General features: G+C 62.7%; 21 protein-coding genes. 12 read left to right on the forward strand and 9 right to left on the reverse strand.

Features of this window, described 5'->3' with window-relative positions:
* Nucleotides 1-10: 10 nt before the first annotated feature.
* A complete protein-coding gene (locus LGN17_RS08240) occupies nt 11-397 on the reverse strand; it encodes a DUF350 domain-containing protein (RefSeq protein WP_011354425.1) in 387 nt (128 codons plus the stop codon).
* 136 nt (nt 398-533) lie between these two features.
* Here LGN17_RS08240 and LGN17_RS08245 point away from each other — a divergent pair, with 136 nt between their 5' ends.
* The 6 genes from LGN17_RS08245 to LGN17_RS08270 all read left to right on the forward strand — a co-directional run bounded on the left by LGN17_RS08245 (nt 534) and on the right by LGN17_RS08270 (nt 6,238).
* Complete coding sequence (locus LGN17_RS08245; protein ID WP_226195845.1) at nt 534-2,048, forward strand: polyamine aminopropyltransferase; 1,515 nt, start codon at nt 534-536, stop codon at nt 2,046-2,048.
* Complete coding sequence (locus tag LGN17_RS08250) at nt 2,048-3,667, forward strand: NAD(P)-binding protein (protein WP_226195846.1); 1,620 nt, start codon at nt 2,048-2,050, stop codon at nt 3,665-3,667. The genes LGN17_RS08245 and LGN17_RS08250 overlap by 1 nt, the downstream gene beginning before the upstream one ends.
* A 124-nt stretch (nt 3,668-3,791) precedes the next feature.
* A complete protein-coding gene (locus LGN17_RS08255) occupies nt 3,792-4,538 on the forward strand; it encodes an N-acetylmuramoyl-L-alanine amidase family protein (protein ID WP_226195847.1) in 747 nt (248 codons plus the stop codon).
* Between the two features lie 54 nt (nt 4,539-4,592).
* A complete protein-coding gene (locus LGN17_RS08260) occupies nt 4,593-4,982 on the forward strand; it encodes a lysozyme inhibitor LprI family protein (protein WP_226195848.1) in 390 nt (129 codons plus the stop codon).
* Between the two features lie 88 nt (nt 4,983-5,070).
* Nucleotides 5,071-5,649 (forward strand): hypothetical protein, encoded by a 579-nt coding sequence (locus LGN17_RS08265; RefSeq protein WP_226195849.1) that lies wholly within the window; start codon nt 5,071-5,073, stop codon nt 5,647-5,649.
* 64 nt (nt 5,650-5,713) lie between these two features.
* Nucleotides 5,714-6,238, forward strand: a complete 525-nt coding sequence (locus LGN17_RS08270) for a GNAT family N-acetyltransferase (RefSeq protein WP_226195850.1) — start codon at nt 5,714-5,716, stop codon at nt 6,236-6,238.
* Here LGN17_RS08270 and LGN17_RS08275 read toward each other — a convergent pair.
* Nucleotides 6,233-7,153 carry a LysR family transcriptional regulator gene (locus LGN17_RS08275; protein WP_226196445.1) on the reverse strand — a complete coding sequence of 307 codons (921 nt, stop codon included), beginning with the start codon at nt 7,151-7,153 and terminating at the stop codon, nt 6,233-6,235. The genes LGN17_RS08270 and LGN17_RS08275 overlap by 6 nt on opposite strands.
* 153 nt (nt 7,154-7,306) lie before the next feature.
* On the opposite strand from LGN17_RS08275, the gene LGN17_RS08280 reads away from it, so the two are divergent.
* Entirely contained in the window at nt 7,307-8,506 is a 1,200-nt protein-coding gene (locus LGN17_RS08280) for an FAD-dependent oxidoreductase (RefSeq protein ID WP_226195851.1), read from the forward strand.
* 26 nt (nt 8,507-8,532) lie between these two features.
* On the opposite strand, the gene LGN17_RS08285 is transcribed toward LGN17_RS08280, so the two are convergent.
* From LGN17_RS08285 to LGN17_RS08300, 4 genes are all read right to left on the reverse strand, one after another.
* Nucleotides 8,533-9,879 carry a glutamine synthetase family protein gene (locus tag LGN17_RS08285; protein ID WP_226195852.1) on the reverse strand — a complete coding sequence of 449 codons (1,347 nt, stop codon included), beginning with the start codon at nt 9,877-9,879 and terminating at the stop codon, nt 8,533-8,535.
* 152 nt (nt 9,880-10,031) lie between these two features.
* Nucleotides 10,032-10,589, reverse strand: a complete 558-nt coding sequence (locus tag LGN17_RS08290; protein WP_021163465.1) for a helix-turn-helix domain-containing protein — start codon at nt 10,587-10,589, stop codon at nt 10,032-10,034.
* Nucleotides 10,590-10,606: 17 nt separating this feature from the next.
* On the reverse strand, nt 10,607-11,896 hold the full coding sequence (locus tag LGN17_RS08295) for an NAD(P)/FAD-dependent oxidoreductase (protein ID WP_226195853.1): 1,290 nt from the start codon (nt 11,894-11,896) through the stop codon (nt 10,607-10,609).
* A 286-nt stretch (nt 11,897-12,182) separates the two neighbouring features.
* The gene (locus LGN17_RS08300) at nt 12,183-12,740 is read right to left on the reverse strand and encodes a TetR/AcrR family transcriptional regulator (RefSeq protein ID WP_319000814.1); all 558 of its coding nucleotides are present in this window, start codon (nt 12,738-12,740) and stop codon (nt 12,183-12,185) included.
* A gap of 165 nt (nt 12,741-12,905) precedes the next feature.
* On the opposite strand from LGN17_RS08300, the gene LGN17_RS08305 reads away from it, so the two are divergent.
* The 5 genes from LGN17_RS08305 to LGN17_RS08325 all read left to right on the forward strand — a co-directional run bounded on the left by LGN17_RS08305 (nt 12,906) and on the right by LGN17_RS08325 (nt 21,816).
* Nucleotides 12,906-16,094 (forward strand): cytochrome P450, encoded by a 3,189-nt coding sequence (locus LGN17_RS08305; protein WP_226195855.1) that lies wholly within the window; start codon nt 12,906-12,908, stop codon nt 16,092-16,094.
* A 653-nt stretch (nt 16,095-16,747) separates the two neighbouring features.
* Nucleotides 16,748-17,623: a phytanoyl-CoA dioxygenase family protein gene (locus LGN17_RS08310; protein WP_226195856.1), complete on the forward strand. Its 876-nt coding sequence runs from the start codon at nt 16,748-16,750 to the stop codon at nt 17,621-17,623.
* Between the two features lie 104 nt (nt 17,624-17,727).
* The gene (locus LGN17_RS08315) at nt 17,728-18,660 is read left to right on the forward strand and encodes an SDR family NAD(P)-dependent oxidoreductase (protein WP_226195857.1); all 933 of its coding nucleotides are present in this window, start codon (nt 17,728-17,730) and stop codon (nt 18,658-18,660) included.
* A gap of 93 nt (nt 18,661-18,753) precedes the next feature.
* On the forward strand, nt 18,754-20,577 hold the full coding sequence (locus LGN17_RS08320; protein WP_226195858.1) for an acyl-CoA dehydrogenase: 1,824 nt from the start codon (nt 18,754-18,756) through the stop codon (nt 20,575-20,577).
* Nucleotides 20,578-20,631: 54 nt separating this feature from the next.
* Complete coding sequence (locus tag LGN17_RS08325; protein ID WP_226195859.1) at nt 20,632-21,816, forward strand: acetyl-CoA C-acyltransferase; 1,185 nt, start codon at nt 20,632-20,634, stop codon at nt 21,814-21,816.
* 444 nt (nt 21,817-22,260) lie between these two features.
* Here LGN17_RS08325 and LGN17_RS08330 read toward each other — a convergent pair whose 3' ends face one another.
* The 3 genes from LGN17_RS08330 to LGN17_RS08340 all read right to left on the reverse strand — a co-directional run bounded on the left by LGN17_RS08330 (nt 22,261) and on the right by LGN17_RS08340 (nt 25,600).
* The gene (locus tag LGN17_RS08330) at nt 22,261-22,950 is read right to left on the reverse strand and encodes a hypothetical protein (RefSeq protein ID WP_226195860.1); all 690 of its coding nucleotides are present in this window, start codon (nt 22,948-22,950) and stop codon (nt 22,261-22,263) included.
* Nucleotides 22,951-23,137: 187 nt separating this feature from the next.
* Entirely contained in the window at nt 23,138-24,286 is a 1,149-nt protein-coding gene (locus tag LGN17_RS08335) for an MFS transporter (RefSeq protein WP_226195861.1), read from the reverse strand.
* Nucleotides 24,287-24,721: 435 nt separating this feature from the next.
* Nucleotides 24,722-25,600 (reverse strand): phytanoyl-CoA dioxygenase family protein, encoded by an 879-nt coding sequence (locus tag LGN17_RS08340; RefSeq protein WP_006498951.1) that lies wholly within the window; start codon nt 25,598-25,600, stop codon nt 24,722-24,724.
* Between the last annotated feature and the right edge of the window lie 18 nt (nt 25,601-25,618).

A 25,618-nucleotide genomic window follows, 5' to 3' on the forward strand; every position in this document is an offset into this window, starting at 1 on the left:
GCGTGGCGCGTCAGGTCAGGCAGGCGGCATTGATGATGCCGACGACGAGCGACGCGGTGCCCATCAGGCCGCCCATCGCGACGTTGCGATCCTCGATTGCATGATTCATGCCGGGCATCAGGCGCGTCAGCGCCGCATAGGTGATCAGTTGCACGGCCATCGCGCCGACGGCCCAGATCACGACTTCTCCGAGCGTGGAATTGTGCGCGATGCTGGATGCCAGCGTCAGGCAGAAGCCGATCAGCGCACCGCCGAACGACAGCGTCGCGGCCGCGTTGCCGTCGCGGATCAGCGCCAGTTCGTCGAACGGGGTGACCTTCAGGTACACTGCCGCGAACACGAGCAGCAGCACGAACGCCGACAATAAATGAACCGCATAGAGATAGGCACTATTCATTCTTTCCCTCGGATCTTGTGCTCGGTTCGCCGCCCCGTCGCCAGCCGGCTTGTGCGGGGCGAGCGGACGGATGGCCGCCCCGCAAAAGTCCGCGCCAGTATATCCACATTGCCGACCGCTGCACAACGGACGCACCATGCTGCATAGGCGCGCGCTCGTCCTGTCGATTCTCGTGCTCGCGTCGTGCGGGCTCGGCTACGAACTGATCAGCAGCGCGCTGTCCAGCTACCTGCTCGGCGATTCGATCCTGCAGTTCTCGTCGGTGATCGGCTGCTACCTGTTTGCGATGGGGATCGGCTCGTGGCTCGCGAAGTTCGTCGAGGACGACGACGTGCTCGACCGCTTCGTCGACATCGAGCTGCTCGTCGGCCTGCTCGGCGGCGTATCGGCCGCGCTGCTGTTTGCCGTGTTCGCGTGGCTCGCCGCGCCGTTTCGCGCGGCGCTCTATGCCCTGGTGCTGGCGCTCGGCCTGCTGATCGGGATGGAGATCCCGCTCGTGATGCGCGCGTTCCAGCAGCGGCGCCAGGCGTTCCGCCATACCGTCAGCGAAGTGCTGACCTTCGACTATCTCGGCTCGCTCGCCGTGTCGCTGATCTTCCCGCTGGTACTCGCGCCGCGTCTCGGCCTGCTGCGCACGAGCTTCCTGTTCGGGCTCCTGAACGCGTTCGTCGCGCTGTGGACGACGCACCTGTTCCGCGACGAAATCCGCAACGTGCGCGGCAAGCTGATGCGCGCGTCGCTCGTGATCGGGCTGCTCGTCGCGGGCTTCGCGCTGTCGGACCGCATCACGCACTGGGCCGAGCACGGCGTGTACGGCGACGAGACGATCTATTCGGAAACGACGCCGTACCAGCGCATCGTGCTCACGCAGTGGCACGACGACATGCGGCTGTACCTGAACGGCAACCTGCAGTTCTCGTCGCGCGACGAGCATCGCTATCACGAGGCGCTGATCCACCCGACGATCGAGGCGCTGCCGTGGGCGAAGCGCGTGCTCGTGCTCGGCGGCGGCGACGGCCTCGCGGTGCGTGAACTGCTGAAGCACCGCAACCTCGAACAGATCACGCTCGTCGATCTCGATCCCGCGATGACGAAGCTGTTCTCGACGTCCGCACCGCTCGTCAAGCTGAACCAGGGCTCGCTGAAGGACCCGCGCGTACACGTGATCAACGACGATGCGGTGCGCTGGCTCGAATCGAATGCCGACGTGTACGACGCGATCGTCGTCGACTTCCCCGACCCGACCAACTTCGGGCTCGGCCGGCTGTATTCGGTGCCCGTGTTCCGGTTGCTCGCCCGCCACCTGTCGGAGAACGGCTACGCGGTGATCCAGTCGACGTCGCCGTATTTCGCGCCGCACGCGTACTGGACCATCATCGCGACGCTGCATGAAGCCGGGTTCAACACGTGGCCGTACCACTGCTACGTGCCGTCGTTCGGCGACTGGGGCTTCGTGATCGCCGGCAAGCGCCGCGACTTCACGGTGCCGACGCACTACTCGGTGCCGACGCGCTGGCTCGACGCGCAGACGGCCGCCGAGATGTTCCACTTCCCGGCCGACATGCCGGCGCTGCCGATGACGCCGAACGAACTCAACGACCAGCCGCTCGTGCGCCGTTTCGACGACGACTGGAAACACGTGCTGCGCTGATGGACCGCCGCACGTTCCTCGTCGCGTCGGCGGCCGCGTCGCTCGCCGCCTGCGGGCGCACCGGCTGGATCGAGACGACGCCGCGTGTCGACTACCCGGGCATGCGCGAAGGCCATGCGCTGCGCGACCATGCGACGCTGCCGCCGCCGTCCGGCTCGATCGAGACCGACATCGCGATCCTCGGCGCGGGCGCTGCCGGGCTGTCATGCGCATGGCAGCTCGCGCGCGCGGGACACAAGCGCTTCACGGTGCTCGCGGGCCCCGAATTCGGCGGCAACGCGGCCGGCGGCCGCTTCGGCGATCTCGGCTATCCGAAAGGCGCGCACTACCTGCCGCTGCCATCACTCGAATCCGCGCATCTGCGCGACATGCTCGCCGATCTCGGCGTGATCGAATCGGCGCCGTTCTCCGCGCGCCCCGTGTACGACGAGCGCGTGCTCGTCCACGCGCCCGACGAACGGCTCTTCATCGCCGGGCAGTGGCAGGACGGCCTCGTGCCGACGGCCGGCCTCGGCGCCGACGAGCTCGCGCAACAGGCCCGCTTCTTCGCGTACACGGACGGGCTGCGCAGCGCGCGCGGCGCCGATGGCCGCAAGGTGTTCTGCATCCCGATCGCGGAATCGTCGCGCGACCCGCGCTGGCGCGCGCTGGACCGGCGCTCGTTCCGCCAGTGGCTGCTCGACGAGGGCTACACCGCGAAGGCGCTGCACTGGTACCTGAACTATTGCTGCCGCGACGACTACGGCGCGGGATACGAGCACGTGTCTGCGTGGGCAGGCCTGCATTATTTCTCGTCGCGCGGCGGTCACGCCGGCGATGCGAGCGACGGCGCGGTGCTGACCTGGCCCGACGGGCTGCACACGATGGTGACGAAGCTGAGCGATTCGATCACCGCGCGCACCGGCTCGAACGCATGGTCGCGCGACGGCTTCGCCGTGCACGCGACCGAACGCGCGGGCGGCGTCGACGTGCTATGTGCGCGCATCGGCAACGACGGCGCGCTGTCGACGTTCGTGCTGAAGGCGCGGCGCGTCGTCAGCGCGATGCCGCTGTTCGTCGCGGCGCGCGTATTTCCGCAGCTTGCCGCGTACGGCTTCGATCCCGCGCGCGACCTGCCGCCGCGCGCGCCGTGGCTCGTGTCCAACTTCCTGCTCGACGGTATGCCGGCCGAAGCAGCCGGCGTGCCGCTCGCGTGGGACAACGTCGTCTACGACGGCGCAGGGCTCGGCTATGTCGTGTCGACGCACCAGCTGATCCGCATGTCGCCGCCGACGCGCTCAGTGTTCTCCGCGTACCAGGCGTTGAGCACGCAAGCACCGGACGACACGCGCCGCTGGCTCGCGCAGGCCCCACCCGACGCGTTGCGCGAACAGGCGGCGATCGACTTGCAGGCCGTCTACGGGCGCGATCTGTGGAAACACGCGACGGCGCTCGAGATCACCGTGCGCGGTCACGCGATGGCGACGCCCGATGTCGGCTTCCTGAGCCGGCCGGGGCTGCTCGCGCTGCGCGATGCCGACGGCCCGGTCGTGTTCGCGCATGCCGACCTGTCGGGGCTGTCGCTGTTCGAGGAAGCGTCGTACTGGGGCATGCTCGCCGCCCGGCGCGCGCTGGCCTGACGGTCGTCATCCGTCATTGCGGCGCCACCGCCACCCGCTATAATCGCCCGACATTCCGACTGCCTTGAGCAGGCCGACGGTGCCGTCCCTCCCGACGCGCCGTATGCCCTCCTCGACAACAACAATGACGAACCGAACCATCCGACGCCTTCGCCCGGTCGTGCGCGCCGCCGCGCGCATGCTCGCCTGCGCCCCGCTGCTCGGCGCGCCGCTCGCACTGCATGCGGCTGACACCGCACCCGCCTCCGGGCGATACATCGTCGTCGACACCGGCCATACGCCGGCTCACCCAGGCTCCACCAGCGCGAGCGGCCGCGTCGAATACCTGTACAACCTCGACCTGTCCGCGGCGGTCGCCGAGAAACTCGTCGCGCATGGCGACCGCGTGCTGCGCACGTCGGCCGACGGCCGCGAGATTGCGCTCGACCAGCGATCGACGCAAGCGCCCGACGCGAACCTGTTCGTGTCGATCCATCACGACTCGATGCAGCAGCAGTTCATCGACGCGGGCCGCCAGCGCGAATTCCGCGGCTTCTCGGTGTTCGTGTCGGAACGCAATCCGCACTATGCGGAAAGCCTGCGTTGCGCGAAGGCGATCGCCGAGCGGCTGATCGCGTCCGGCGAGCGGCCGTCGCTGTATCACGCGCAGCCGATCCGCGGCGAGAATCGCCCGCTGATCGACCCGCTACTCGGCATCCACCGCTTCGACGATCTCGTCGTGTTGCGCACCGCGCCGATTCCGGCCGTGCTCGTCGAAGCCGGCGTGATCGTCAATCCGGACGAGGAAGCGCGGCTTGCTCGACGCGAGACGATCCAGACGCTGTCCACCGCGATCGCGGGCGGCATCGACGCGTGCACCGCGCCGAAATAAATGACGGCATCCCCCGTCGGACTCAACGGTTTTCACCCAGTCAGGAGCATCACCATGAAAATGAAGAATCTGCTCGCATCCTGCGCGCTGCTCGCGCTTGCCGTTCCGTTCGCCGCACACGCAGCCGGCTGCGCGAAGCCGCACAGCGCGTTCGACCAGGTGTACTGCAGCAGCACCCAGTTCTCGCAGACCGACCGCGACCTCAACGACGAGTACGGCCGCCTGCGCAAGCAACTGAGCAGCGACCAGCAGGCGACGCTGAAGGCCGGCCAGCTCGCATGGCTGAAGCAACGCGACGCACAGTGCAGCGAGACGCGCAACAACGGCTATCTCGTGGATCTCCAGTGCGCGACCGACATGACGCAGTTGCGGCTGTCGTTCCTGCGCGAGCGTGAACGCGAGTGCTCGAGCACAGGTTGCGTGACGTCGAAGCTCGGCGAGTAAGGGCTTCGCGCGAGCCGCGCCGCGAAGCGTTTCGCGGCGCTTCATGCCCTTGCGAACCCTCCGCTTCGGCACCGCGAAAGGAGCGGCGATGCGACAAGCATTCCCTGAAGTCCTCAACGATCTGGTCGACTACTTTCTCGTCGGCGATCTCCTGCTGCTGAAGCGCTTCAAGGAACGGCAGGGGCTGCCGGACGACGTCGCGACGGCGTTCACGACGAGCGACAGCGGCGACCGCGCCGTGCTCGAAGGCGTCGTCATTCCGCTGGCCGGCATCGAGAATCATCCGTATACGATCATCTTCACGCTGGACGACGCGACACCCGAACTGCTGAAGACGGGAAGCCGCCTACAGCATCGGCGCGACGGGTACGTGCTGCGCGTCGAACATCGTTCGATCATGCTCTACACGTGGCGGATTCTCGAACGCTTCAACGACGCAACGGTCGACGCGCTGCTCGCGCGTTACCGCGAACCGGGCAGGCCCGTGATTGAAATCGACAACGGCTGGTATGGCGTCGAGATCCTCGGTGGCGAAGTGCCGTGCAACGGCTGGTTCGAGCCTGCGTTCGAATTCGTGCTGAAGAAAACCGACGTGCCGGGCGACGCATCGCAGGTGGATATCCACTACCGTTTTGCGATCGACGGCAGCCTGGATCCTGCAAATTGAATCCCGCACGCGACGGCGCGCACACGGCAACCGATCAGACGGAGCACACAGGACATCGAACACGATGAACATCGACATCCGCCCTGCCACGCCCGCCGATGCCCCGGCCATCGCCGCCATCCACGTCGCATCGTGGCAGGCCACCTACCCGGGCATCATGCCGGCCCCGTTCCTCGCCGGCCTGTCGGTCGAAAAGCGCACCGCTTCGTGGCGCCATGCGCTCGACGCCGGCCGGCCGCGCGTCGCGCTCGCGTTTGCGGCAAGCGGCCCGACAGGCTGGATCGCCTTCGGTCCGACGCGCGACACCGACAAGGATCGCGCCTGGGGCGAAATCGAAGCGATCTACCTGCATCCGACGCATTGCGGGCGAGGCGTCGGCGCGGCGCTGGTCGACCATGCATGCGATGCACTGCATGACATGGGCCATGCGTGGGTGTCGCTCTGGGTGCTGGTCAAGAACCATCGTGCACGGGCGTTCTACGAACGCGAGGGTTTCGTTGCCGAAGACGACATCAAGACGTTCGAGATCGACGGTGTGCCGATCGAAGAAGTGCGTTACTGGCGCGCGTTGCCGAAACGAACGTCATGACGGCATCGCTTCTTTCACTGCAAGGCGCGCCTGCATCAGCTGCAGCAACTCGCGGATCTTCGCGTTGACCGAATTGCGGCTCGAATAGGCGGCCAGCAGTTCGAGCGGCGCCGGCGTCATCTCCAGCGGCACGCGCACGAGCCGCCCGGCGGCCAGCTCGGCCGCGCATCCTCGTTCGACGAGAATCGCGAAGCCGATCCCGTTCACCGCCGCCAGCCCCGCCATCTCGCCGCTATTGACGCGATACCGGCTGGCGACCGGTATCTTGTGAATCCGCCCGTCGCCGTCGGCGAACTGCCACGGCTGCCCTTTCAGCGTGCTCAACGTCGTGATGCACGGCAATTGCCTGAGCTGCTCCGTCCGGGTCGGCATGCCCGTGCGTTCGATCAGCGACGGCGCCGCCACGACGACGCTCGGCAGGCTCACGAGCGGCCTGACGACGAACGCACTGTCGTCCAGCTTGCCGCGATTGACGATGATCGACAGGTCGATATCGTCGCGCAGTGTCGAGACCCCTGCGAGGCTCGTATCGCAGTCGATTTCGACACGCGGATAGCGGCGGGCGAATTCCGCGACGATCGGCCCGAGCATGCGCGGCCCGATTTCGCCGGGCACGCAGAGCTTCAGCACGCCGCGCAGTTCCGTCTGCTGCGAGGTCAGTTCGAACTCGGCGAGCGTCAGCGCATCGAGCATCGGTTTCGCGCGCTCGTGCAGCAGGCGCCCGGCCTCCGTCATGCGCAGGTGCCGCGTGCTGCGTTCCAGCAAGCGCACACCAAGCCTCGACTCCAGTTGCGCCACATGGCGGCTCACGTTGGAACCGGGTATCGACAGCACACGCGCAGCACCGGCAAAGCTGCCTTCGTCGACGACCGACACGAACACGCGCACCGCGTTCAGATCCAGCTTGCTGCGCATCATTATCCCGTTTCAGGTATCAAAGATCGCCGCTTTTCACGGCTTATCCCGTCCGCGACCGTAATTTACGATGCGGATCCAGTCAAGGCGTGGCCGTCGACGCACGAACTCGCGACGACGCGAGCACACGCACGAACCTACGGGGGCATCAACATGGATATCGCCATTCTCGGCGCCGGCGTGGCCGGCATGAGCACCGCGCTTGCGCTTGCCGGGCAGGGACACCGGATACGGCTCTACGAACGCAGGCCGTCCGGGACGACGATGGGCGCCGGTGTCGTGTTATGGCCGAATGCCGGCTTCGTGCTCGAGCAACTCGGCCTCCTGCCGGACATCGCCGCAGTCAGCGGCCATCTGCACGCGATGCGGTGCATGGACCGGCACGGCACCCCGTTCAAGCGTTTCGATATCGGCGAACTCGACCGCCGCATGGGTTTCCCGACGCGCTCGATCCTGCGGCGCGACCTGCAGGCCGTGCTGGCCCGGCATATCGCCGCGCACGACATCGAAGTCTGCTTCGGCTACTGCGCGACGGCCATCAACACGGGCACCGACGGCCGCACCGTCGTTCATTTCGACAACGGCGCGACGGTGGCCCCCGATCTCGTGATCGGTGCGGATGGACGCATGAACTCCGTCGCGCGACGCCATGTGGTCGGCGACGCCACCCCCGTCTATCAGGGATTCGTCAACTGGATCGGCGTGGCGCAGAGCGATGTGTCGCTGGTCGACGAAGTGTCGATATTCGACTACTGGGGCCAGCGCGAGCGATTCGGCATCGTCGCGGTGGACCGGCATCGCCTGTACTGGGCGGCGGCCAGGGCCGAGGCCGATATCGACGACGACGACGACGACAACGACAGCAACAGCGACGCTGCGGCGCCGGATGATCCAGGCCCACTGCTGGAACGGCTCTTTGACGGCTGGCCGGCGCCCATCGCAGACGTGATGCGTGCGACGCCGCCGCGCACGATCGCGAAGATCCGCGTGCACGATCTCGATCCGGTCGATGTATGGCACCGCGACAATGTGCTGTTGATCGGCGATGCCGCGCACGCGCCGCTCCCCACCTCCGGGCAGGGCGCTTGCCAGGCGCTCGAGGACGCGTGGCATCTCGCGCGTTGCCTCGACGAGCATGGGCAAAGCAACGACCTCGACGCTGCGCTCGCAGCGTTCACGCTGCGGCGCACTCGGAAAACCTCGGCGATCACGCTACGCGCACGCGCGTTCGCTCACCGGCTGTTCCGCAACGACACGCATGAAGCTGCCCGACAAGCCGATCCGGTCGCCGAAATCGAAGCGCTCGCGAACGCGTGGGGAGCGGGTCTGCCGATGACGCAGGCACGGGGCTGACAAGCCCCGCAAGCGACGGCATTCGTTCACAAGAACCACCGATACTCCCGCGCCCCAATCTCGTTGCGAAAATCGAGTTCCTCCTGCCGCTTGTTCTCGCAATACACCATCACGAACTCGCCGCCGAGCCCTTCGCGCACGGCCGCATGATCCCGCATCGACGCGACGGCCGACAGCATCTCCTTCGGAAAGTCGATCCCGCTGCCGCGATCCTCGTTGAGCGGCGCGATCGGCTCGAGCTTCGCCTCGAGCCCGTGCTCCATCCCGGCGAGAATCGCCGCGAGCACGAGGTACGGGTTCGCGTCCGCGCTGGCGAGCCGGTGTTCGATCCGCAGGTTGCGCGCATCCGACTCGGGAATCCGGATGCACGCATCGCGATCCTCGAAGCCCCAGCTCGCGCGGCTCGCCGCGTTCACCATCGAACCATAACGCCGAAACGCGTTGTGATTCGGCGCGAACACGGGCATGCAATGCGGCAGCAGTGCGAGGCATCCTGCCACCGCATGCCGCAGCGGCCGCTGCCCATCCGCCGCGAGCAAGTTGCGCCCCGCATCGTCGTAAAGGCTCACGTGCACGTGCATCCCGCTGCCCGGCGCATGCAGGTACGGCTTGCCCATGAAGCTCGCGCGATAGCCGTGCTGCAACGCGACGCCGCGCGTGCTGCGGCAGAACATCGCCGACCAGTCGGCCGCGCGCAGCCCGTCGTCGCAATGGCCGAAGTTGATCTCGAACTGGCCCGGCCCGAGTTCGGCGGTGATCACGGTCGCGTCGATTCCCTGCATGCACGCGACGTCGACCATCTCGTGCAACACGTCGGAGAAGCGCGACAGGCGCTCGATATGCATGTTCGGCTGATCGTCGCGATCATCGGACAGGCGGTCGCGCGGATACTTGGGCATCCCCTCTTCGAGCTGCGCGTCGAACAGGTAGAACTCGAGCTCGAACGCGACGACCGGCCGGATGCCGCGCCGCGCGAACCGCTTCAGCACGCGCGCGAGCACCTCGCGCGGCTCGAACTCGACCGGCGCGTCGGTGCCGTCCGTCGTGATCAGCATCTGGCCGAGCGGCTGCTTCTCCCAGGTCACCGGCTTCAGTGTGCCGGGGACCAGCCGGCGCACGGCGTCCGGGTCGCCGTCGTTGAAACAGTAGTCGCCGATCTTGTAGAGGCCGCCCTGCGTGCCAAGCAGGATGCAGTTCTGCGGCAGCTTCAGCAGCGCGCCGGCCGCCACCTTTTCGAGCGCATCGACCGGGTAGCGCTTGCCGTAGAAATGTCCGGGCAGGTCGAGGCAGATCAGGTCGACATAACGGATCTCCGGGTGCGCCTGCCGGAATGCGCGGACTTCAGCGACCAGCGCGGGAACGACGTCAGCCATGTCTCATCCTTTCCATGTCTTGTATGGCGGTGCCGCAGCGCGGCGAACCGGATTCACGCGGCGCATTCGGCAACGAACGCCGCATTTAAATCAGTACTGCAAACAGGCTGCGTGGCGCGGCGGCCTGCAGCACCGCCCGCCCCGCCGACAACTCAGGTGAATACCCAGATCACGCGCGTCGGTGCGTCGGTCAGGTTGGCATAGCGAAAGCGCTTGTGCGCGGGAAGCTGGAATGCGTCGTTCGGGCCGAGCGTGACGGGCGTATCGTCGCCGTCGATCCAGATCGTCAGTTCTCCTTCGAGCACGAAACCGCCCTGCTCGTCGCTGTCGTCGACGGGCCGCTCGCCGCTGCTCGCGCCCGGCGCGAGATGGCTTTCGAGGATCGAGAAGCGCGAGCGCATGTTCGGCGACACGAGGATGTCGGTAATGCCGGCCGCGTAATACACGGTGCGCCGCTCGTCGGGCCGCGTCACCCACGGCACGCTGCGCGGCTTGCTCAGGCTGTAGAAATAGGTGGTCGGCACGCCGAGCGCCTCGCCGATCGCGGTGAGATCCGCAACCGTGGGGCGCGACAGCCCGCGCTCGACCTGCGACAGAAAGCCGACCGAGCGGCCGATCCGTTCCGCGAGATCGTTGAGCGTGACCTTGCGATGCTTGCGCAGGTCGCGGATCAGGATCGCCAGGCTTTCTATCTCTTCCTGTTCATTCATGGTGAGTTCCGATGCAGTCAGACGGTATCGCGCAGACGGTACCAGGCCTTGCCGATCGCTTCCAGCGGCGCGGCGAGCCGGCCGCCGCCGGGGAAGCGCGGGTTGCGGATGCGCTGGTACTGCGCGAGCAGGCGTTCGTCGCCGAGCACCGCGTCGGCCACCGCGCGCGCACCGGCGAGCGTCGGCAGCACGCCGTGCCCCGAGAACCCCTGCAGCCAGAAACGCTGCCCGTGGCGGCCGATGTCCGGCGTGCGGCGCATGCTGATGTCGATATGGCCGCCCCACGCGTAATCGAGCGGCACGCCGGCCAGTTGCGGAAACACGCGTTCGAGGTGCGGGCGCGTCGCCGCCGCGATATCGGCCGGAATGCCGCCGAGATACGTGCAGCCGCCGCCGAACAGCAGCCGGTTGTCGGGGCTCAGGCGGAAATAGTCGGGCACGAACTGGTTGTCGATCACGCAACTGTTCCGCGGCAGCAGCGAACGGGCGACATCGGGCGCGAGCGGCGCGGTCGCGACCTGGTACGTGCCGACCGGCAGCAACCGGCGCGCGAGATCGCGATCGAGCCGGTCGACATACGCGTTGCAGGCCAGCACCAGTACGTCAGCGCGCACTTCGCCGCGCGCCGTGCGGGCAATGTGACCGCCGGCCGTCTCGCGGCACTCGAGCACGCGACTCTGCTCGAAGATGCGGCCACCCGCGCGCTCGATCGTCTGCGCGAGGCCGAGCGCGAGCTTCAGCGGATTCAGGTGGCCGGCCTCGGGATCGTAGAGCGCCGCAAGATAACGCGTGCCGCCGATCCATTCGGGCATTTCAGCGTGGCCGATCACACGCAGCCGATCGTAGCCCCAGCGCTCGGCCGCTTCGTCGCGGGCCTGCGCGAGGATCGCGACACGCCGTGGCCGCACCGCTGCCCACAGGCTGCCGGGCCGGTAGTCGATATCGAAACCGTGCCTGGCCGGCAGTTCGCGCACCTCGGCCGCGGCCCAGCGCATGCTGTCCCACAGCAGGCGCGCGCCGTCGCGGCCGAGCGAATCCTCGAGCGGCTGCATGTCGCACGACCAGCCGAGCAGCGCCTGCCCGCCATTGCGGCCCGATGCGGCCCACGCGACGCGGCTCGCTTCGAGCACGACGACGCGCTTGCCGGCCAGCGCCAGGCGCAACGCCGTATGCAGCCCGCTGAACCCCGCGCCGACGACGAGCACGTCGGTGTCGATGCGTTCGTCCAGTTCCGGACGATGCGGGATCGGCGCCGGGTAGGTGCCGGCGTAGTAGCTTGCGACGTGACGGTCGGACTGCACGAACATGCGGACTTCCGTGAAAATTACGCCGTGAAATTTCATGAAAAATTAGCACGGCAATTTCACGGCGGCAAGCGGGTAAACCGCACCCCTGACGTTGAATGTTCGACGAACTAAGGTTGCGCCAATTCTGCGTGCGGCGGCAGGGGGTGAACCTAAAATCACACTCACTTCCCTGCGAGCCCGCCTCCCGCATTTTTCATTCATTTCGTTGTATTCGACGTGACTTCGACTCGGCACTTGAACGCCACAAGCGGAACAATTTGACCGCGTCCCGTACATCCACCTTCGACTAATTTGAGTAGCCCCGGGCGAACCCGGCAGTAAGACCGAAAGCGTCGAGGATCGTCGCTGATGTATTTGCCATTCGCTTCGCCATCGCCTCTGGATTCTGCCGCGCGGGACCCTGGCGAAGCCAGTGCACCGCCGTCCAGACCAAGCCACCACCCAGCACTGTCAGGCAATCCCCTTCCGCTTCCGTTCGGATTCCTTCATAGGGCGGGAGGATGCGACCTGCGACGAACGTGATGAGGTCATCAAAAAACGTCGATGTCGCTGCGTCGTTGAATACGGTCAGATAGAAAGACTCATGGGCCAGCAAATGCTGAAGGATCAGCGCCGTTTCCACTTCCATCGACTTGACAAACGCGACGTTCGACGGGTTCAGCAGCTTGCCCTGCTCCTCGACGAACGTGAATGCACTCTCGAGCCTCGCCAACGCCGCCCGCTGAGCAGCAACCTGAAGGTCGGGAAAGTGCTGATAGAAAGTGGGGCGAGCGATACCTGCACGCTGCACCAGTTGAGCAATGCTGAGCTTGCTCAGGGGCGCCTCGTCGAGCAGCTCCGTCACGGCACGGACGAGGGAATCGTAACTTCTCTGAAAGCGTGGATCGGCGGGATTAGGGCTTACATCAGGTGGCATAAAAAGCTCTGGACACGTCTTTTTGTCTATTTTACATTCGTTCAATAGATTGAGATGCGACGCTTCGACATGTCCTCGTGAAAGGTTATTGAAATGAAATCCTCCGCCCTCGTTCCGCAGCCGCCTCTGAAGCCCATCATCGGTCATCTGATGGAAGTTCTCGGGCCATCGCCACTCGCAAAGATGATGGACCTCGCACGAACCTACGGGCCGGTCTACTGGTTCGAGGTGTTCGGACAAGGTTACTACGTTGTAAGCGGACAAGCACTCGTCGATGAGGTGTGCGACGAGAGCAGGTTTCGGAAATCTGTACACCAATCTCTGCTTGAACTGAGACCGGCCATCGGGGATGGCCTTTTCACGGCATTCAGCGACGAACCGAACTGGGCAAAAGCGCATCGTGTATTGATGCAGTCGTTTGGCCCACTCAGCATTTGGTCCATGTTCGACAAGATGGTCGACATCGCCGACCAGATGTTTCTCTATTGGGAACGATTCGGCCCGGAGACCGCTGTTGATGTGTCCGACCACATGACTCGCCTGACGCTCGACACAATCGCCTTATGTGCATTCGATTGTCGCTTCAATAGCTTCTACCGCGAAGACCAGCATCCGTTCGTAGATGCCATGGTCAATACTCTTAGCGAGGCCGGAAAGCGCGAGTTGCGACCGAAACTGGTGTCGAAGTTGATGCTCAACCGGAGTCGCAAGTTCGACGCGGATATCGAGCTCATGCGATCGCTCGCGACCAAAATGATCGAAGACAGGCGGAAGAACCCGCACGACAACGAAGAAGCGATGGACCTGCTGGACCGGATGCTGAACGGTGTCGATCCGGTGACGGGCGAGAAGCTCGATGACGAGAATATCGTTTTCCAGATGATCACGTTTCTCATCGCCGGGCATGAAACGACGAGCGGGCTCTTGTCCTTTGCCACCTATTTCCTGCTCAAGAACCCGGACGTTCTGCAACGAGCACGGGACATGGTCGACGAGGTCGTCGGCAACGACACACCACGAATCGAGCACCTGGCGCGGCTGCGCTACATCGAACAAATCCTGATGGAAACGTTGCGGATCTGGCCGACGGCCCCGGCTTTCGCCGTCACTCCACTCGCCGACACAACGTTCGGCGGGAAATATCCGGTGTCTCCCAACGACATCATCATGATCCTGACGCCCATGTTGCATCGCGACGTAAGCGTCTGGGGCGAGGACGTCGAGGCATTTCGTCCCGAGCGATTTGAACCGGAGAATGCGGAAAAACTTCCGCCGAATTCGTGGAAACCCTTCGGCAACGGCGCACGCGCATGTATCGGCCGGCCGTTTGCAATGCAGGAAGCGCACCTCGTTCTGATCATGCTGCTCCAGCGATTCGATTTTTCCTTCGCCGATCCGAACTACGAGCTGCAAGTCGCCGAAACCCTTACGCTCAAGCCTACCGGCCTGCGTATCAACGTGCGGCCTCGGGCGCGAGGCGCGCGCAAGATCTCGAACGACAGCCTTCGCGTGCGCGCGAGCATCGAAACGCCGAACGTCGATCAGGCTCCGTCGGTCTCCGACAAGGACGCGTCGAAGATGCTGGTCCTGTTTGGCGGGAACACGGGTTCGTCGGAATCTTTCGCTCGCCGCATTGCAGGCGACGCCGGTCGCCACGGATTTCATGCCACCTGTGCTCCTCTGGACGCGTTCGCAGGAAAGATCGACGGATTTCCTGCGATCGTAGTCGTTACTGCTTCCTACGAAGGCCAGCCGCCCGACAATGCGATCTCGTTTCTCCCCTATATCGAGGCGATGAGCGACGGGGCGCTGGACGGAGTCAAATTTTCCGTTCTTGGATGCGGCAACAAGCAGTGGGCAAGAACGTATCAGGCGATCCCCAAGCGCGTTGACGCAGCCTTCGAAAAAGCCGGCGCCACGCGCGTTCACGCCAGAGGCGAGCTGGATTCGGGCGGGGACTTCTTTGGCGAGTTTGATCGATGGTACGCCGAGCTCTGGAATCGCTTTGCGATCAGCTTCGGGAAGGATACGTCGGTTGCGCAAAACAACAATGCCGCACTCAACGTCAGCTTCCTGAATAACGTTCGCGAGAAATTGCTCAGCGTTGACGATATGACGCACGCGACAGTGATCGACAATAGAGAGCTCGTCGATATTCGTGTGCCTGGAAGCCGGTCGAAGAAGCACATGGAACTGAAGCTGCCGGAGACGATGACCTATCGATCCGGCGACTATCTGGCCGTTCTGCCTCGCAACTCCAAACGGAACGTCGATCGCGTCTTGCGCCGGTTTCGCCTGAGCTGGGACACGCAAGTGGTCATCGACGGGACATCGAGCAATCCGCGCCTTCCGCTCGGCCAGGCAATCAGTTGCGGCGAGCTTCTTTCGAGCTACGTTGAACTTGCCGTTCCGGCCACTCGATCGCAAGTCTCCATTCTGGCCGCCGCCACTCGCTGTCCGCCCGAGAAGGTCGAGCTCGAACGCCTGAGCACGGGCGATTTCGAATCCGAGATTCTGGAAAAACGAACGACCGTCATGGATCTGCTCGAACGCTTCGGCTCCGTCGATTTGTCGTTCGACAAGTTCCTCGACATGCTGCCCGCGTTGAAAGCACGCCAGTATTCGATCTCGTCGTCTCCCCTCTGGAAAGCAGATCACGTGACACTGACGGTCGCCGTAGTCGATGCACCGGCACTCTCGGGCAACGGCCGTCACGAAGGGGTGGCGTCGTCGTATCTCGCGCGACTCGACACGGGTGACAGTGTGTCCGTTTCGGTCAGGCCGTCGAATGCGCGCTTTCGGCCACCAGTCGAATCAAACCTTCCGATGATCTTGATTTGCGCGGGTTCCGGTATTGCCCCGTTCCGCGGCTTTCTGCAAGAGCGTGCAATACAGAAACAGCGGGGAGAAAACGTCGGCCCGTCGTTGCTTTTCTTCGGAATCGACGACCCCGACGTCGACTTTCTCTATCGCGACGAGCTCGAGGAGTGGACTAACTTGGGGGTGGTCGAAGTGATGCCGGCCTATTCCAACCGCCCGGAGGCAGGTGCTCGCTTCGTCCAAGACAAAGTATGGCTCGAGCGGGAAAAAATCACCGCGCTGTTTGCGCAAGGCGCCACTGTTTATGTATGCGGGGATGGCAAGAACATGGCTCCCGCCGTACGTGCCACGCTAGGTCGGATTTACCAGGACGCAACTGGCGCGAATGACGAAAGCGCTCACGCATGGATCGACACGATGGAGCGCGAGCATGGCAGGTATGTTGCCGACGTGTTCGCATGACGGTGACGACGGTCATGCAGATTGCAATTTGTTGAGAAGAGCAATCGCGCACTTGAACAACCTCACCACCGCTCTCCCTCACTCGAGCGACTAGCTTCTCGATTCCGGCCGGCACTGTTTGCCGTCGCCTCCTCCCATCCGGCTCCGGTCGATCTTTGACCGGGGCCGGATGAGAAATTTTGTCTTTCCATTCGAAACGACACCGCCACACGCCCGAACATCCGTCGACCGGATCCAAACGCCGCCTCACGCTCAGCGAGTAACTCATTTCCCACATACACGCTGGCGCTGACCGATGTCCATCAATGGAAAATCATTCGGAAAGCGAACGGGTTAACCATGATCGACCCTAGCTATGCACGGTGATAATTTTCTTGTCGTGTGACTTGATCACTTGACCAAATTCCAGGAACACACGGAATCACCGGATACTCCCGCGACCAGATTCCATGTGTGTCATATCCGGCATCGAGCCGTAGCCTCCGGGCTATCGAGACAGGGGTGTGGCGAGCGCGCATTCCGTTGCCTATCGCGCACAAGCCAGGACATACAGGATCACACGACCACTTCCGCTATTTCGCTTTATGCCGTGATTCAGGATTCGGAAAGCGACACCGTCTTGATTGACCAACTCGTACCACGTCGAGGAACTAATGAGCAAAAATATTCGGAACCATATGGACTCTCTCCCTATCGTTCCAAAGACGACTAGCGCCCAAGAGATCGTATCGCTGATGAATCAGTACGGCGGAGTTCGAATCAAGGCTTATCTGTCGCAAGAACAGGTCGCGAACGTCAATCGCGAGGTCGACGGTCCGCTCGAGAGGCTTCGCGAAGGATCGTCACACGAAAATGAGTTGATCAAGGAATTCCACGGCGTGCATACAAAGCGCCTGACGAACATGATCACGCACAGCAAGACCTTCGGCAGCGTGCTCGACGACGATCTCTTTCATGCGCTCGGTGAAGTGCTATACCGAGAAGAGTCCGGCGATTGGTGGTTGTCGACCGCTCAGGTGATCGACATCGGCCCCGGGAACACCGCGCAAATGCTGCATCGCGATGTCGGTAACTTCCCGCCTCTGTGCGCGCTCGGAGTCAACGGTCCCACGGTGTTTACCAACCTGATGATCGCCCTTACGCGCTTCACCGAGGAAAACGGCGCCACCCGAATTATTCCGGGGAGCCAAAACTGGGACGAGGACTACTTCAACAGCAAGGCCACGCCCGAAATGACCATCGCCGCCGAGATGGATGCCGGCGACGCTTTGTTGTTTAGCGGGAAGGTGATCCATGGCGGCGGTGCGAACGTGACGAAAAACGAGCGCCGACGCGGGCTCACGCTGCCGATGCAGCCGTCCTACCTGACCCCGGAGGAAGCGTATCCGTTCATCGTGGATATGGACATCGTGAGAGGCCTGTCGAAACGCGTCCAGCGAATCATCGGCTTCCGTTCTCAATATCCGGCTGGAACGCCAGGCCTGTGGCAAGTCGACTACGACGATATTGCAACGCACCTCGGTCTTTAAGCCACGAACAGAGGCCTGAACCGATCCGGAGCGGGCAACTCCCCTCCGGATTTCACTATTCACACTCCCAGGCCGCTACATAAACACTACCAACGAGACAACCCATGAAGATTGATCTGACGAACCGTGTTGCGATTGTGACCGGCGCCGGCGCAGGCCTCGGCCGCGAGCATGCACTGCTGCTTGCCCGATTGGGGGCAAAGGTCGTGGTCAACGACCTGGGCAGCGACGTAAACGGCAACGGCGGCTCTGCCACGGCCGCACAGCGGGTCGTCGACGAAATCGTCGCAGCCGGCGGCGAGGCCGTCGCGAACAGCGCATCGGTAACCGATTTCGAACAGGTCCAGTGCATGGTCGACCAAGCACTTTCGCAATGGGGCCGGGTCGACATCCTGGTGAACAATGCCGGCATCCTGCGCGACAAGAGCTTCAGCAAGATGACGCTCGACGACTTTCGTGCGGTGATCGACGTGCACCTGATGGGAGCGGTCAATTGTTCAAAGGCCGTGTGGGAAACCATGCGGGAGCAACGGTATGGCCGCATCGTGATGACGACGTCGTCGTCCGGCTTGTACGGCAATTTCGGGCAATCGAACTACGGCGCCGCAAAGATGGCGCTCGTAGGTCTGATGCAGACACTGGCCATCGAAGGCGAGCGATACGACATTCGTGTGAACTGCCTTGCGCCAACGGCCGGGACACGCATGCTCGAAGGCCTGATGTCGGCGGACACTCTCGACACGCTGTCACCTGCGTCGGTCAGCCCCGCGGTAGCGGTACTTGCCGGCGAAGACGCACCGAGTCGAATGATCTTGTGCGCGGGTGCAGGCAGCTTCGAGGCCGCACATATCACGCTGACACCCGGCATCCATCTCGGAACTGGCGACCAGATCGTTCACCAGCTCGCCCAGCGCCTTGACGAGGTCACGAGCCGGAACGGCGAGACCGTTCCTTCATCCGGGGCGGCCCAGGGCGATCTCGAACTCACCAAGGCCCGCGTCACCTCGGCGAATGCGCAGGAGCATTCGGCTGCATGACAAATCCTGGACAGCGCTCCACAGCGGATCCCTCAGTTCATTGAAGAGATCCGGACGATTACGAAAGCAGCAGAAGCCAACTTCCTCTATTCCATGACTAGCGAACTCACCCTCTCCCGTCGCGACGTGGAGTTCATTCTTTTCGACTGGCTGCAGGTCGAGTCTCTCGCTCGCCGGCAACGATATGCCGGGCAAGACCGAATCGACTACACCTCCGTGCTCGATGTCTACGAATCGCTCGCCACGGATCTCTTCAAGCCGCATAACAAGAAAAACGACAGCAACGAACCCGCATTCGACGGAGAACGCGTCACCATCAATCCGGAAGTCGGTACCGCCTTGCGCGCATTTTCGGACGCCGGCCTGATCAGCGCGTCGTTCCCCGCCGAATGGAACGGCATGTGTCTGCCGAGCACCGTGGAGCGAGCCGGCATGGCTTATTTGCTTGCCGCCAATCCCGGCACCGCGGGCTATGCGTTTCTCACCATCGCCAATGCCAATCTGCTCATGGCCCACGGCGAACGGGAGCGCGTTGAGCATTACGTCAAGGCGATGTCGGAAGGTCGATGCTTCGGCACGATGTGTCTGTCCGAGCCCCAAGCCGGGTCGAGCCTGGCCGATATCCGCACGCGTGCGGTCCCGAGCAAGGACGGCCGCTACCGCCTGTTCGGCAACAAGATGTGGATTTCGGGCGGCGATCACGAGATTGCCGAGAATATCGTCCATCTGGTGCTGGCGAAGATTCCCGACGAGAACGGCCAGCTTCCGCCGGGAATCCAGGGCATCTCGCTCTTCACGGTCCCGCGCAAGTTGATCGGCCCCGACGGCCTGCCGGGCCCGCGAAACGATGTCGCGCTGGCGGGCATCAATCACAAGATGGGGTATCGCGGCACCGTGAACTGCCTGCTCAATTTCGGCGAGGGACGCTACCGCCCGGAGGGTGAGGCCGGCGCAATCGGCGAGATAGTCGGTGAGCCCGGCAAAGGGCTGGCCTACATGTTCCATATGATGAACGAGGCACGTATCTCTGTCGGACTCAGCGCGGCCTCGATCGGATACACGGGCTACCTGCACGCGCTCGATTACGCAAAGACCCGCGCGCAGGGCCGGCCACGCGGCGACCGGTCGCCCACATCCGGGCAGATTCCCATCATCCGTCATGCCGACGTCCGGCGCATGTTGCTGGCGCAAAAGGCCTATGTGTCCGGCGCGCTGGCGTTGTGTCTGTACGCGGCCCGTCTGAGCGACGATATCCATTCTCTGGAAGACGCCGACGGACGGGATGAGGCACATCATCTGCTTGATCTGCTCACTCCCGTTGTCAAGAGCTGGCCATCGCAATGGGGCCTCGTCGCCAACGATCTCGCCATTCAGGTTCACGGCGGATACGGGTACACGCGCGAATACAACGTCGAGCAGTTCTATCGCGACAACCGACTCAATCCAATACACGAAGGCACGTTCGGCATTCAGGCGCTCGACCTGCTCGGTCGAAAAGCACGCGCAAACGGCGGTGTCGCCATGACGACTCTCGACAGGAGGATCGCCGCGACGGTATCCAGGGCGCGGTCGACTCCGTCGCTCCAGCGTCACGCCGGCGCGCTCGAAAGCGCATGGGAGCGCATCCGCGTCGTCACCGACACGTTGCACAAGCTCGATGACCCCGATGTCCAGTTGGCGAATGCGGCTGCCTATCTCGAAGCATTCGGGCATGTGGTCGTCGGCTGGCTTTGGCTTGATCAAGCAATTGTGGCCGCCACACTCCAGGACGGCCCGACGGGAACCGACTTTCATCGCGGCAAACTCGCCACGTGCGACTACTTCTTCGGATGGGAAATGCCCAAGGTGGGTGCGTGGCTCGCCGTTCTCGATCCGGTGGAGACGACCCCGCTCACCATGCCCGAACACTGGTTCTAACCTGGACGTAACGTCTCCATTTCGTCTTCATCGTTTCATCTATAAGGATACCGTATGATTGATGCTGTCATCGTTTCCACCGCACGTACGCCCATCGGAAAGGCATATCGCGGGGCATTCAACCTCACGCACTCGCCCACTCTGCTCGGGCACGCAATCCGGCACGCGGTACTGCGTGCAGGCATCGAGCCGGATCGCATCGAGGACGCCGTGATCGGTTCTGTACTCAACGCCGGGACCGCCGGCGGCAATATCGCCCGACACGGCGTGCTGGCAGCCGGATTGCCTGCCAGCGTCGCTGCGCAAACACTCGACCGGCAATGTGCGTCCGGCCTGATGGCAATCGCGACGGCTGCCAAGCAGATCATGTGCGACGGGATGCAGGTCGTCGTGGCGGGCGGCCAGGAAAACATCTCGGCGGTACAAACGCGCTACTTCGAGTGGACCCGCGCCGACGAGGACCCCAATGTGCTGGCCGCGCAACCCGCGGCCTACATGCCGATGCTCGAGACCGCCGAGTTCGTTTCCCGCAAGTACGGGATCTCGCGGGACGTCCAGGATCAGTACGCACTCGATTCCCAGCTCCGCACTGCCGCCGCACAAGCCGCCGGCCGCTTCTCGCGCGAAATCGTCCCGATCACGACACAGAAGCTGGTCGTCGACAAAGCGACCGGCACGACGTCGAGGCATGAGGTCACGCTCACGCAGGACGAGGGAAATCGTCCCGGCACGACGCTCGAATCGCTGGCCACGCTCGCACCGGTAATCGACGGCGGCGTTGTGACGGCGGGTAACGCGAGCCAGCTTTCGGACGGTGCAAGCGCCTGCGTCCTGATGAACGGAAAAACCGCCGAGCAGATCGGGGCCACCCCTCTCGGTATCTATCGGGGCATGACCGTCGTCGGCAATGCGCCGGAGGAGATGGGCATCGGTCCCATCTATGCGATCCCCAAGCTTCTGGAGCTTCATGGCCTCAAAACCGACGACATCGGCTTGTGGGAGCTCAATGAGGCTTTTGCCTGCCAGGCGCTGTACTGCCGTGAGAAGCTGGGAATCGATCCCGCGCGATACAACGTCAACGGCGGCAGCATTTCTATCGGCCATCCGTACGGGATGACCGGCGCGCGCATGGTCGGTCATGCCCTGATCGAAGGCAAACGGCGCGGTGCACGCTACGTCGTTGTATCGATGTGTGTAGGCGGCGGAATGGGTGCGGCCGGCTTGTTCGAAGTTGTCTGAATCAATGCGTCTCATCCCGGGAACACGAACATGGCGTTGCGTTCCCGGGATGTTCGCAAAAAATGACTTTCAAATTCAGCTCATCAACCACGGAGGCTGATCATGGTGAAGCGCTTATTCATCGCAATCTCGCTTATCGCCGGGATATTTTTCGTATTGAGCCCGGGATTCATGGTTCTGTACCATATCGAGCATTACGACTCGACCCAATAAGGTTGGCCCACAGGACATGTGCGTTCCGTCTTGTTAGGTTCGAACCCGAAGCCCTTCGACACTGGGCCGCCCCGGCCGGCAAACAGCCGGAGTCCTGCTCACCATCCCACCATCGCCGTGATGCCGGGCAACGTCGCCCGGCATCCCGTAGCTCGAACTCGGCCCGCGACCGACCTGCGCCTCTCCTTCTCCATTGCATGAGGAATCAAGGCGCTTCGTCGGGCACGACAACTAGTTTGGATGTCGACGCATGGCACCAACGGCATAGCGTCGATTGAGCTTTATTTCATCCTCCTGGGCGCGCTCCAAAGCACAATAGGCGAAATACAGTGAGACGGACATGTACGACCAGGAGAACATGGCGAGTGTGTAGAAAATCATGTGGTCGCTATCTCCGGGTATGTGATAGAAGTCGTAGATACTCGCGATGATCTGCGTGGATACCAGTGCCAGCGTCACGCTCGCAGCGTTCCGGTTCTCTCCCGCGTCTATCAACTTCTTGATGACGTAGACCAGGTAGAGCGAGAACAAGGACCACATCACCAGATAGAAATACGGCTTGGGTCCGATCATGAAATCCGCTGCCCACAAAACAACAGTTCCCACCAGTGCGCCTACCACATACATCACGTCACCTAAAATCGACGGCTTGTATCGGTGCGTGACAGCCATCATCGCGGCAATGGTGATAACCGGCACACCGAATCCTCTGGAAAACGCGTCACAAAAAATAGAAATTTCAAAAAAATCGGGATTTCCCGTCAAGGCATTGATCATCAAATTCGTTGCGGAGAACGTCACGACCAGCGACTCGAACCCGAGCAGACCGTTTCTCTTAACGAGATACTTCACTCCACATATCAGCGAAGTCACTATCAAGGTGAGATCGGCAAGACAATAAAGATAAAATTTGATTTCCATGAAGAGATCCAGTGATAGTCGAGAACTTCATTAGCGCTTGAGCTCAACCGCGTTCACGCCATTTCCTGCATCGCCTCCCGGCGCGAAATGGTCCGACCGATACCGGACGGTTCCGCACTGCCGTGTCAGGCAGCAGCCCCGCTGCGTGGTGCGGTCGCAGCGTCTGTTGATGGCTCCGCCTCACGCGTCACGCGACAGCAGCTTCGGAATGTCTCGACTTGAACTGTCGGATCGCAACGCTGGTCAGCAGAATCGGCACCACCAGCAACCCGACGGAAAGCCAGCCAACCGCGCGCAAACCGGCCACACTGAACACCGTTCCGGCAATCGCGGGGCCGACTGCCAAGCCCAAATTGATTGCCGACGCACAGGTCGCGGTGCTTCTGCCGCTGGAATCCATTTTTGACAGCGCCGCCACCATATACGGCGCAACCAGCGTCGCACCGGCGCTGATCAGGGCCGTCGACACGAGAAACGCCCATTTACCGCCCACGCAATACATGCCCAGGCTGCATGCGATCAACACGATGAGCCCGAAGGCGATCGGCTTGAACAGTCCGCAACGATCACCCAACCAGGAAACCGCTACGCCCACCGGCAATTGAGCGGCAGCATTGATCATGAACAGAATGCCCAGTTGCTGCGCCTCGACGCCACGGGTTGCCGCGACCTCCGCGGCGAACCCCATGAGGGCCGTCTGCGAAACGTAGATGAAGAATGCGCTGACCAGAATCCCGCGGACATCGCTGGATCTGATCGCATCCTTCGCGACGCCTTCCTCGCTTGCGTTGATGGCGGGATGCATGAACGCGCCGAAAAACAGCGCTACCACGACAATGGCGAGCTGGACGGCATCCACGCCGATGCTCCCCACCTTCGCATTCACGACCGGCACGACATACATCGCGAGGGAAAATATGACGGCCATCGCCACAGCGACTTGAGCCGCGACCTTCTCCGGGTGCTTGACGTGCGCAATCACACCGTACGCACACACGCAACTCACACCCAAGGTGACGCCGAGAACCAGCCTGGCGGCGACAAAAACATAAAAATTGTTCGAAAACATCGCGCAGGTCGACAGAACGGCAAGCGCCGCCGCAATCAGTGCGCCCGCTCTCTTGTTCAACGTCGCCATGCGCCGTCCAAAAATGACGATGGAAAGCGAAAGACAGAGAAGCACCGCGGACGCGAGCCATCCAGCGCTGCTTTCGGACAGTCCGAACCGGGCCATCGATTCCTCGATGTTGAACGGAAGCAGGTAGGTTGGGGTCCATACCACGGCCCCCGTGTAAAGCAGGGCGATTTTACGGATCCCCTTGATTTCGTAACTCACGATGCGCTCCTTGTCGTTTGCACGAATGCGAGAGCGCGTCGAAGGATCTCGATCGCCCTGCTGCTCACACCCACACGTGGACTGTTTCGAAGATGTCTTCAACCAACCGATAAATCGCGATATCGAGCTCGTTCGCGCTTCGCCGGCCCTCATATCGACGGCCGAGGTGATTCTCGAAACGGGTCGAACTCGATATCTACGGGGCAACAGGTAGCAGGACGTGCCCACGATGCCGCATCCTGAATGCGCATGACCGGCAGCTCCAGCACGTTTTAAGCCACGATCCGCTTGCACTGAAGCCCGATTTCGCTCCACATACGCGCATCGCGTCGGCCCACTCGCACATGATGCCGACCAACGACGATGCCTTCTGCGATGGGGACCGCCCAATTTCTACGGGAAAAAGTGCGGTAATTCCAACGCCCATCACGTCCGTCAATCGAAATGCCCGACCTCGAGGAAATCCTTCATTTTCAGCAGATCGTTCGGGTCCGACATTTGCCCGTTACGCTCGACGAAGCCGGCAAACGTGGTGCCATAGGTCCAGCCGAGCAATCGCTGCAGTTCCTCCGGAAAGCGCTTCACCCGTTCAATCGGCAACGTGAGGTATTGGTTTTCTTCCTGACGAAGGATCGCCAGGTCATATGACATCGTCAGGCCGGTTCTCGGCGCATCGCTGACGTTCTTCCCGCCGCCGTGATAGGTCGAGCCGATGAAGAAAAGGGCATCGCCGGCGGACATCACCGCGGAAACCGCTTCCTCCTGCTTGGGCATGCGCTCGTCGTCCCACTTGTGACTGCCGGGAATGACGAGTGTGGCGCCGTTTTCCTCGGTGAAGTCCGATACCGCCACCATGACCTGGAACCGGGCTTCGCGACCGTAGTTCGGGTGTCGCCAGAGCCAGACAGAATCGTCGCGATGCAAGGGCTGCAGGCCTTGACCCGGTCGAATCTGAATGGCCTGCGTCACGCCCACCTGAATATCCGGTGCAATATCGACCTGGTTTTCGCCGCTCCAGATCTTGATCGGCGTCTGCAGAATGCTACGCGCGGCGCCCAGGTAGAGCGGATGCAAAGCGACCTCGGCCATCCAGTCGGTACGTGCGAAGAGCCGCGAAACTCGCCGCGTCTGTGTACCCGCGAAGTATTCGTCTACTCCGTTCGGAGCAGATTCGAGCGTGTCGAAAAGCGTACGCTGGATACGTGCGAGCAGGTCGGAACCGACAAAGTTCTTGACGATCGCACCGCCATCCTGGCGAACCGCATTCGCCAGGTCTTCAGGACTGCTATCACTTGAAAGGCGTTGCAACGACATGGTGTTTCCTCCAACAAG

It is taken from the genome of Burkholderia sp. AU30280 (assembly GCF_020420125.1).
GTDB lineage: Bacteria > Pseudomonadota > Gammaproteobacteria > Burkholderiales > Burkholderiaceae > Burkholderia.

Bases quoted from the DNA above. Each gene is read 5' to 3' on its own strand.
- LGN17_RS08310 (WP_226195856.1), top strand. From the start codon at position 16,748: ATGAGCAAAAATATTCGGAACCATATGGACTCTCTCCCTATCGTTCCA.
- LGN17_RS08305 (WP_226195855.1), top strand. From the start codon at position 12,906: ATGAAATCCTCCGCCCTCGTTCCGCAGCCGCCTCTGAAGCCCATCATC.
- LGN17_RS08285 (WP_226195852.1), bottom strand. From the start codon at position 9,879: ATGGCTGACGTCGTTCCCGCGCTGGTCGCTGAAGTCCGCGCATTCCGG.
- LGN17_RS08295 (WP_226195853.1), bottom strand. From the start codon at position 11,896: ATGTTCGTGCAGTCCGACCGTCACGTCGCAAGCTACTACGCCGGCACC.
- LGN17_RS08240 (WP_011354425.1), bottom strand. From the start codon at position 397: ATGAATAGTGCCTATCTCTATGCGGTTCATTTATTGTCGGCGTTCGTG.
- LGN17_RS08325 (WP_226195859.1), top strand. From the start codon at position 20,632: ATGATTGATGCTGTCATCGTTTCCACCGCACGTACGCCCATCGGAAAG.
- LGN17_RS08315 (WP_226195857.1), top strand. From the start codon at position 17,728: ATGAAGATTGATCTGACGAACCGTGTTGCGATTGTGACCGGCGCCGGC.
- LGN17_RS08330 (WP_226195860.1), bottom strand. From the start codon at position 22,950: ATGGAAATCAAATTTTATCTTTATTGTCTTGCCGATCTCACCTTGATA.
- LGN17_RS08320 (WP_226195858.1), top strand. From the start codon at position 18,754: ATGACTAGCGAACTCACCCTCTCCCGTCGCGACGTGGAGTTCATTCTT.
- LGN17_RS08340 (WP_006498951.1), bottom strand. From the start codon at position 25,600: ATGTCGTTGCAACGCCTTTCAAGTGATAGCAGTCCTGAAGACCTGGCG.
- LGN17_RS08275 (WP_226196445.1), bottom strand. From the start codon at position 7,153: ATGCGCAGCAAGCTGGATCTGAACGCGGTGCGCGTGTTCGTGTCGGTC.
- LGN17_RS08280 (WP_226195851.1), top strand. From the start codon at position 7,307: ATGGATATCGCCATTCTCGGCGCCGGCGTGGCCGGCATGAGCACCGCG.
- LGN17_RS08255 (WP_226195847.1), top strand. From the start codon at position 3,792: ATGACGAACCGAACCATCCGACGCCTTCGCCCGGTCGTGCGCGCCGCC.
- LGN17_RS08270 (WP_226195850.1), top strand. From the start codon at position 5,714: ATGAACATCGACATCCGCCCTGCCACGCCCGCCGATGCCCCGGCCATC.
- LGN17_RS08290 (WP_021163465.1), bottom strand. From the start codon at position 10,589: ATGAATGAACAGGAAGAGATAGAAAGCCTGGCGATCCTGATCCGCGAC.
- LGN17_RS08265 (WP_226195849.1), top strand. From the start codon at position 5,071: ATGCGACAAGCATTCCCTGAAGTCCTCAACGATCTGGTCGACTACTTT.
- LGN17_RS08245 (WP_226195845.1), top strand. From the start codon at position 534: ATGCTGCATAGGCGCGCGCTCGTCCTGTCGATTCTCGTGCTCGCGTCG.
- LGN17_RS08260 (WP_226195848.1), top strand. From the start codon at position 4,593: ATGAAAATGAAGAATCTGCTCGCATCCTGCGCGCTGCTCGCGCTTGCC.
- LGN17_RS08250 (WP_226195846.1), top strand. From the start codon at position 2,048: ATGGACCGCCGCACGTTCCTCGTCGCGTCGGCGGCCGCGTCGCTCGCC.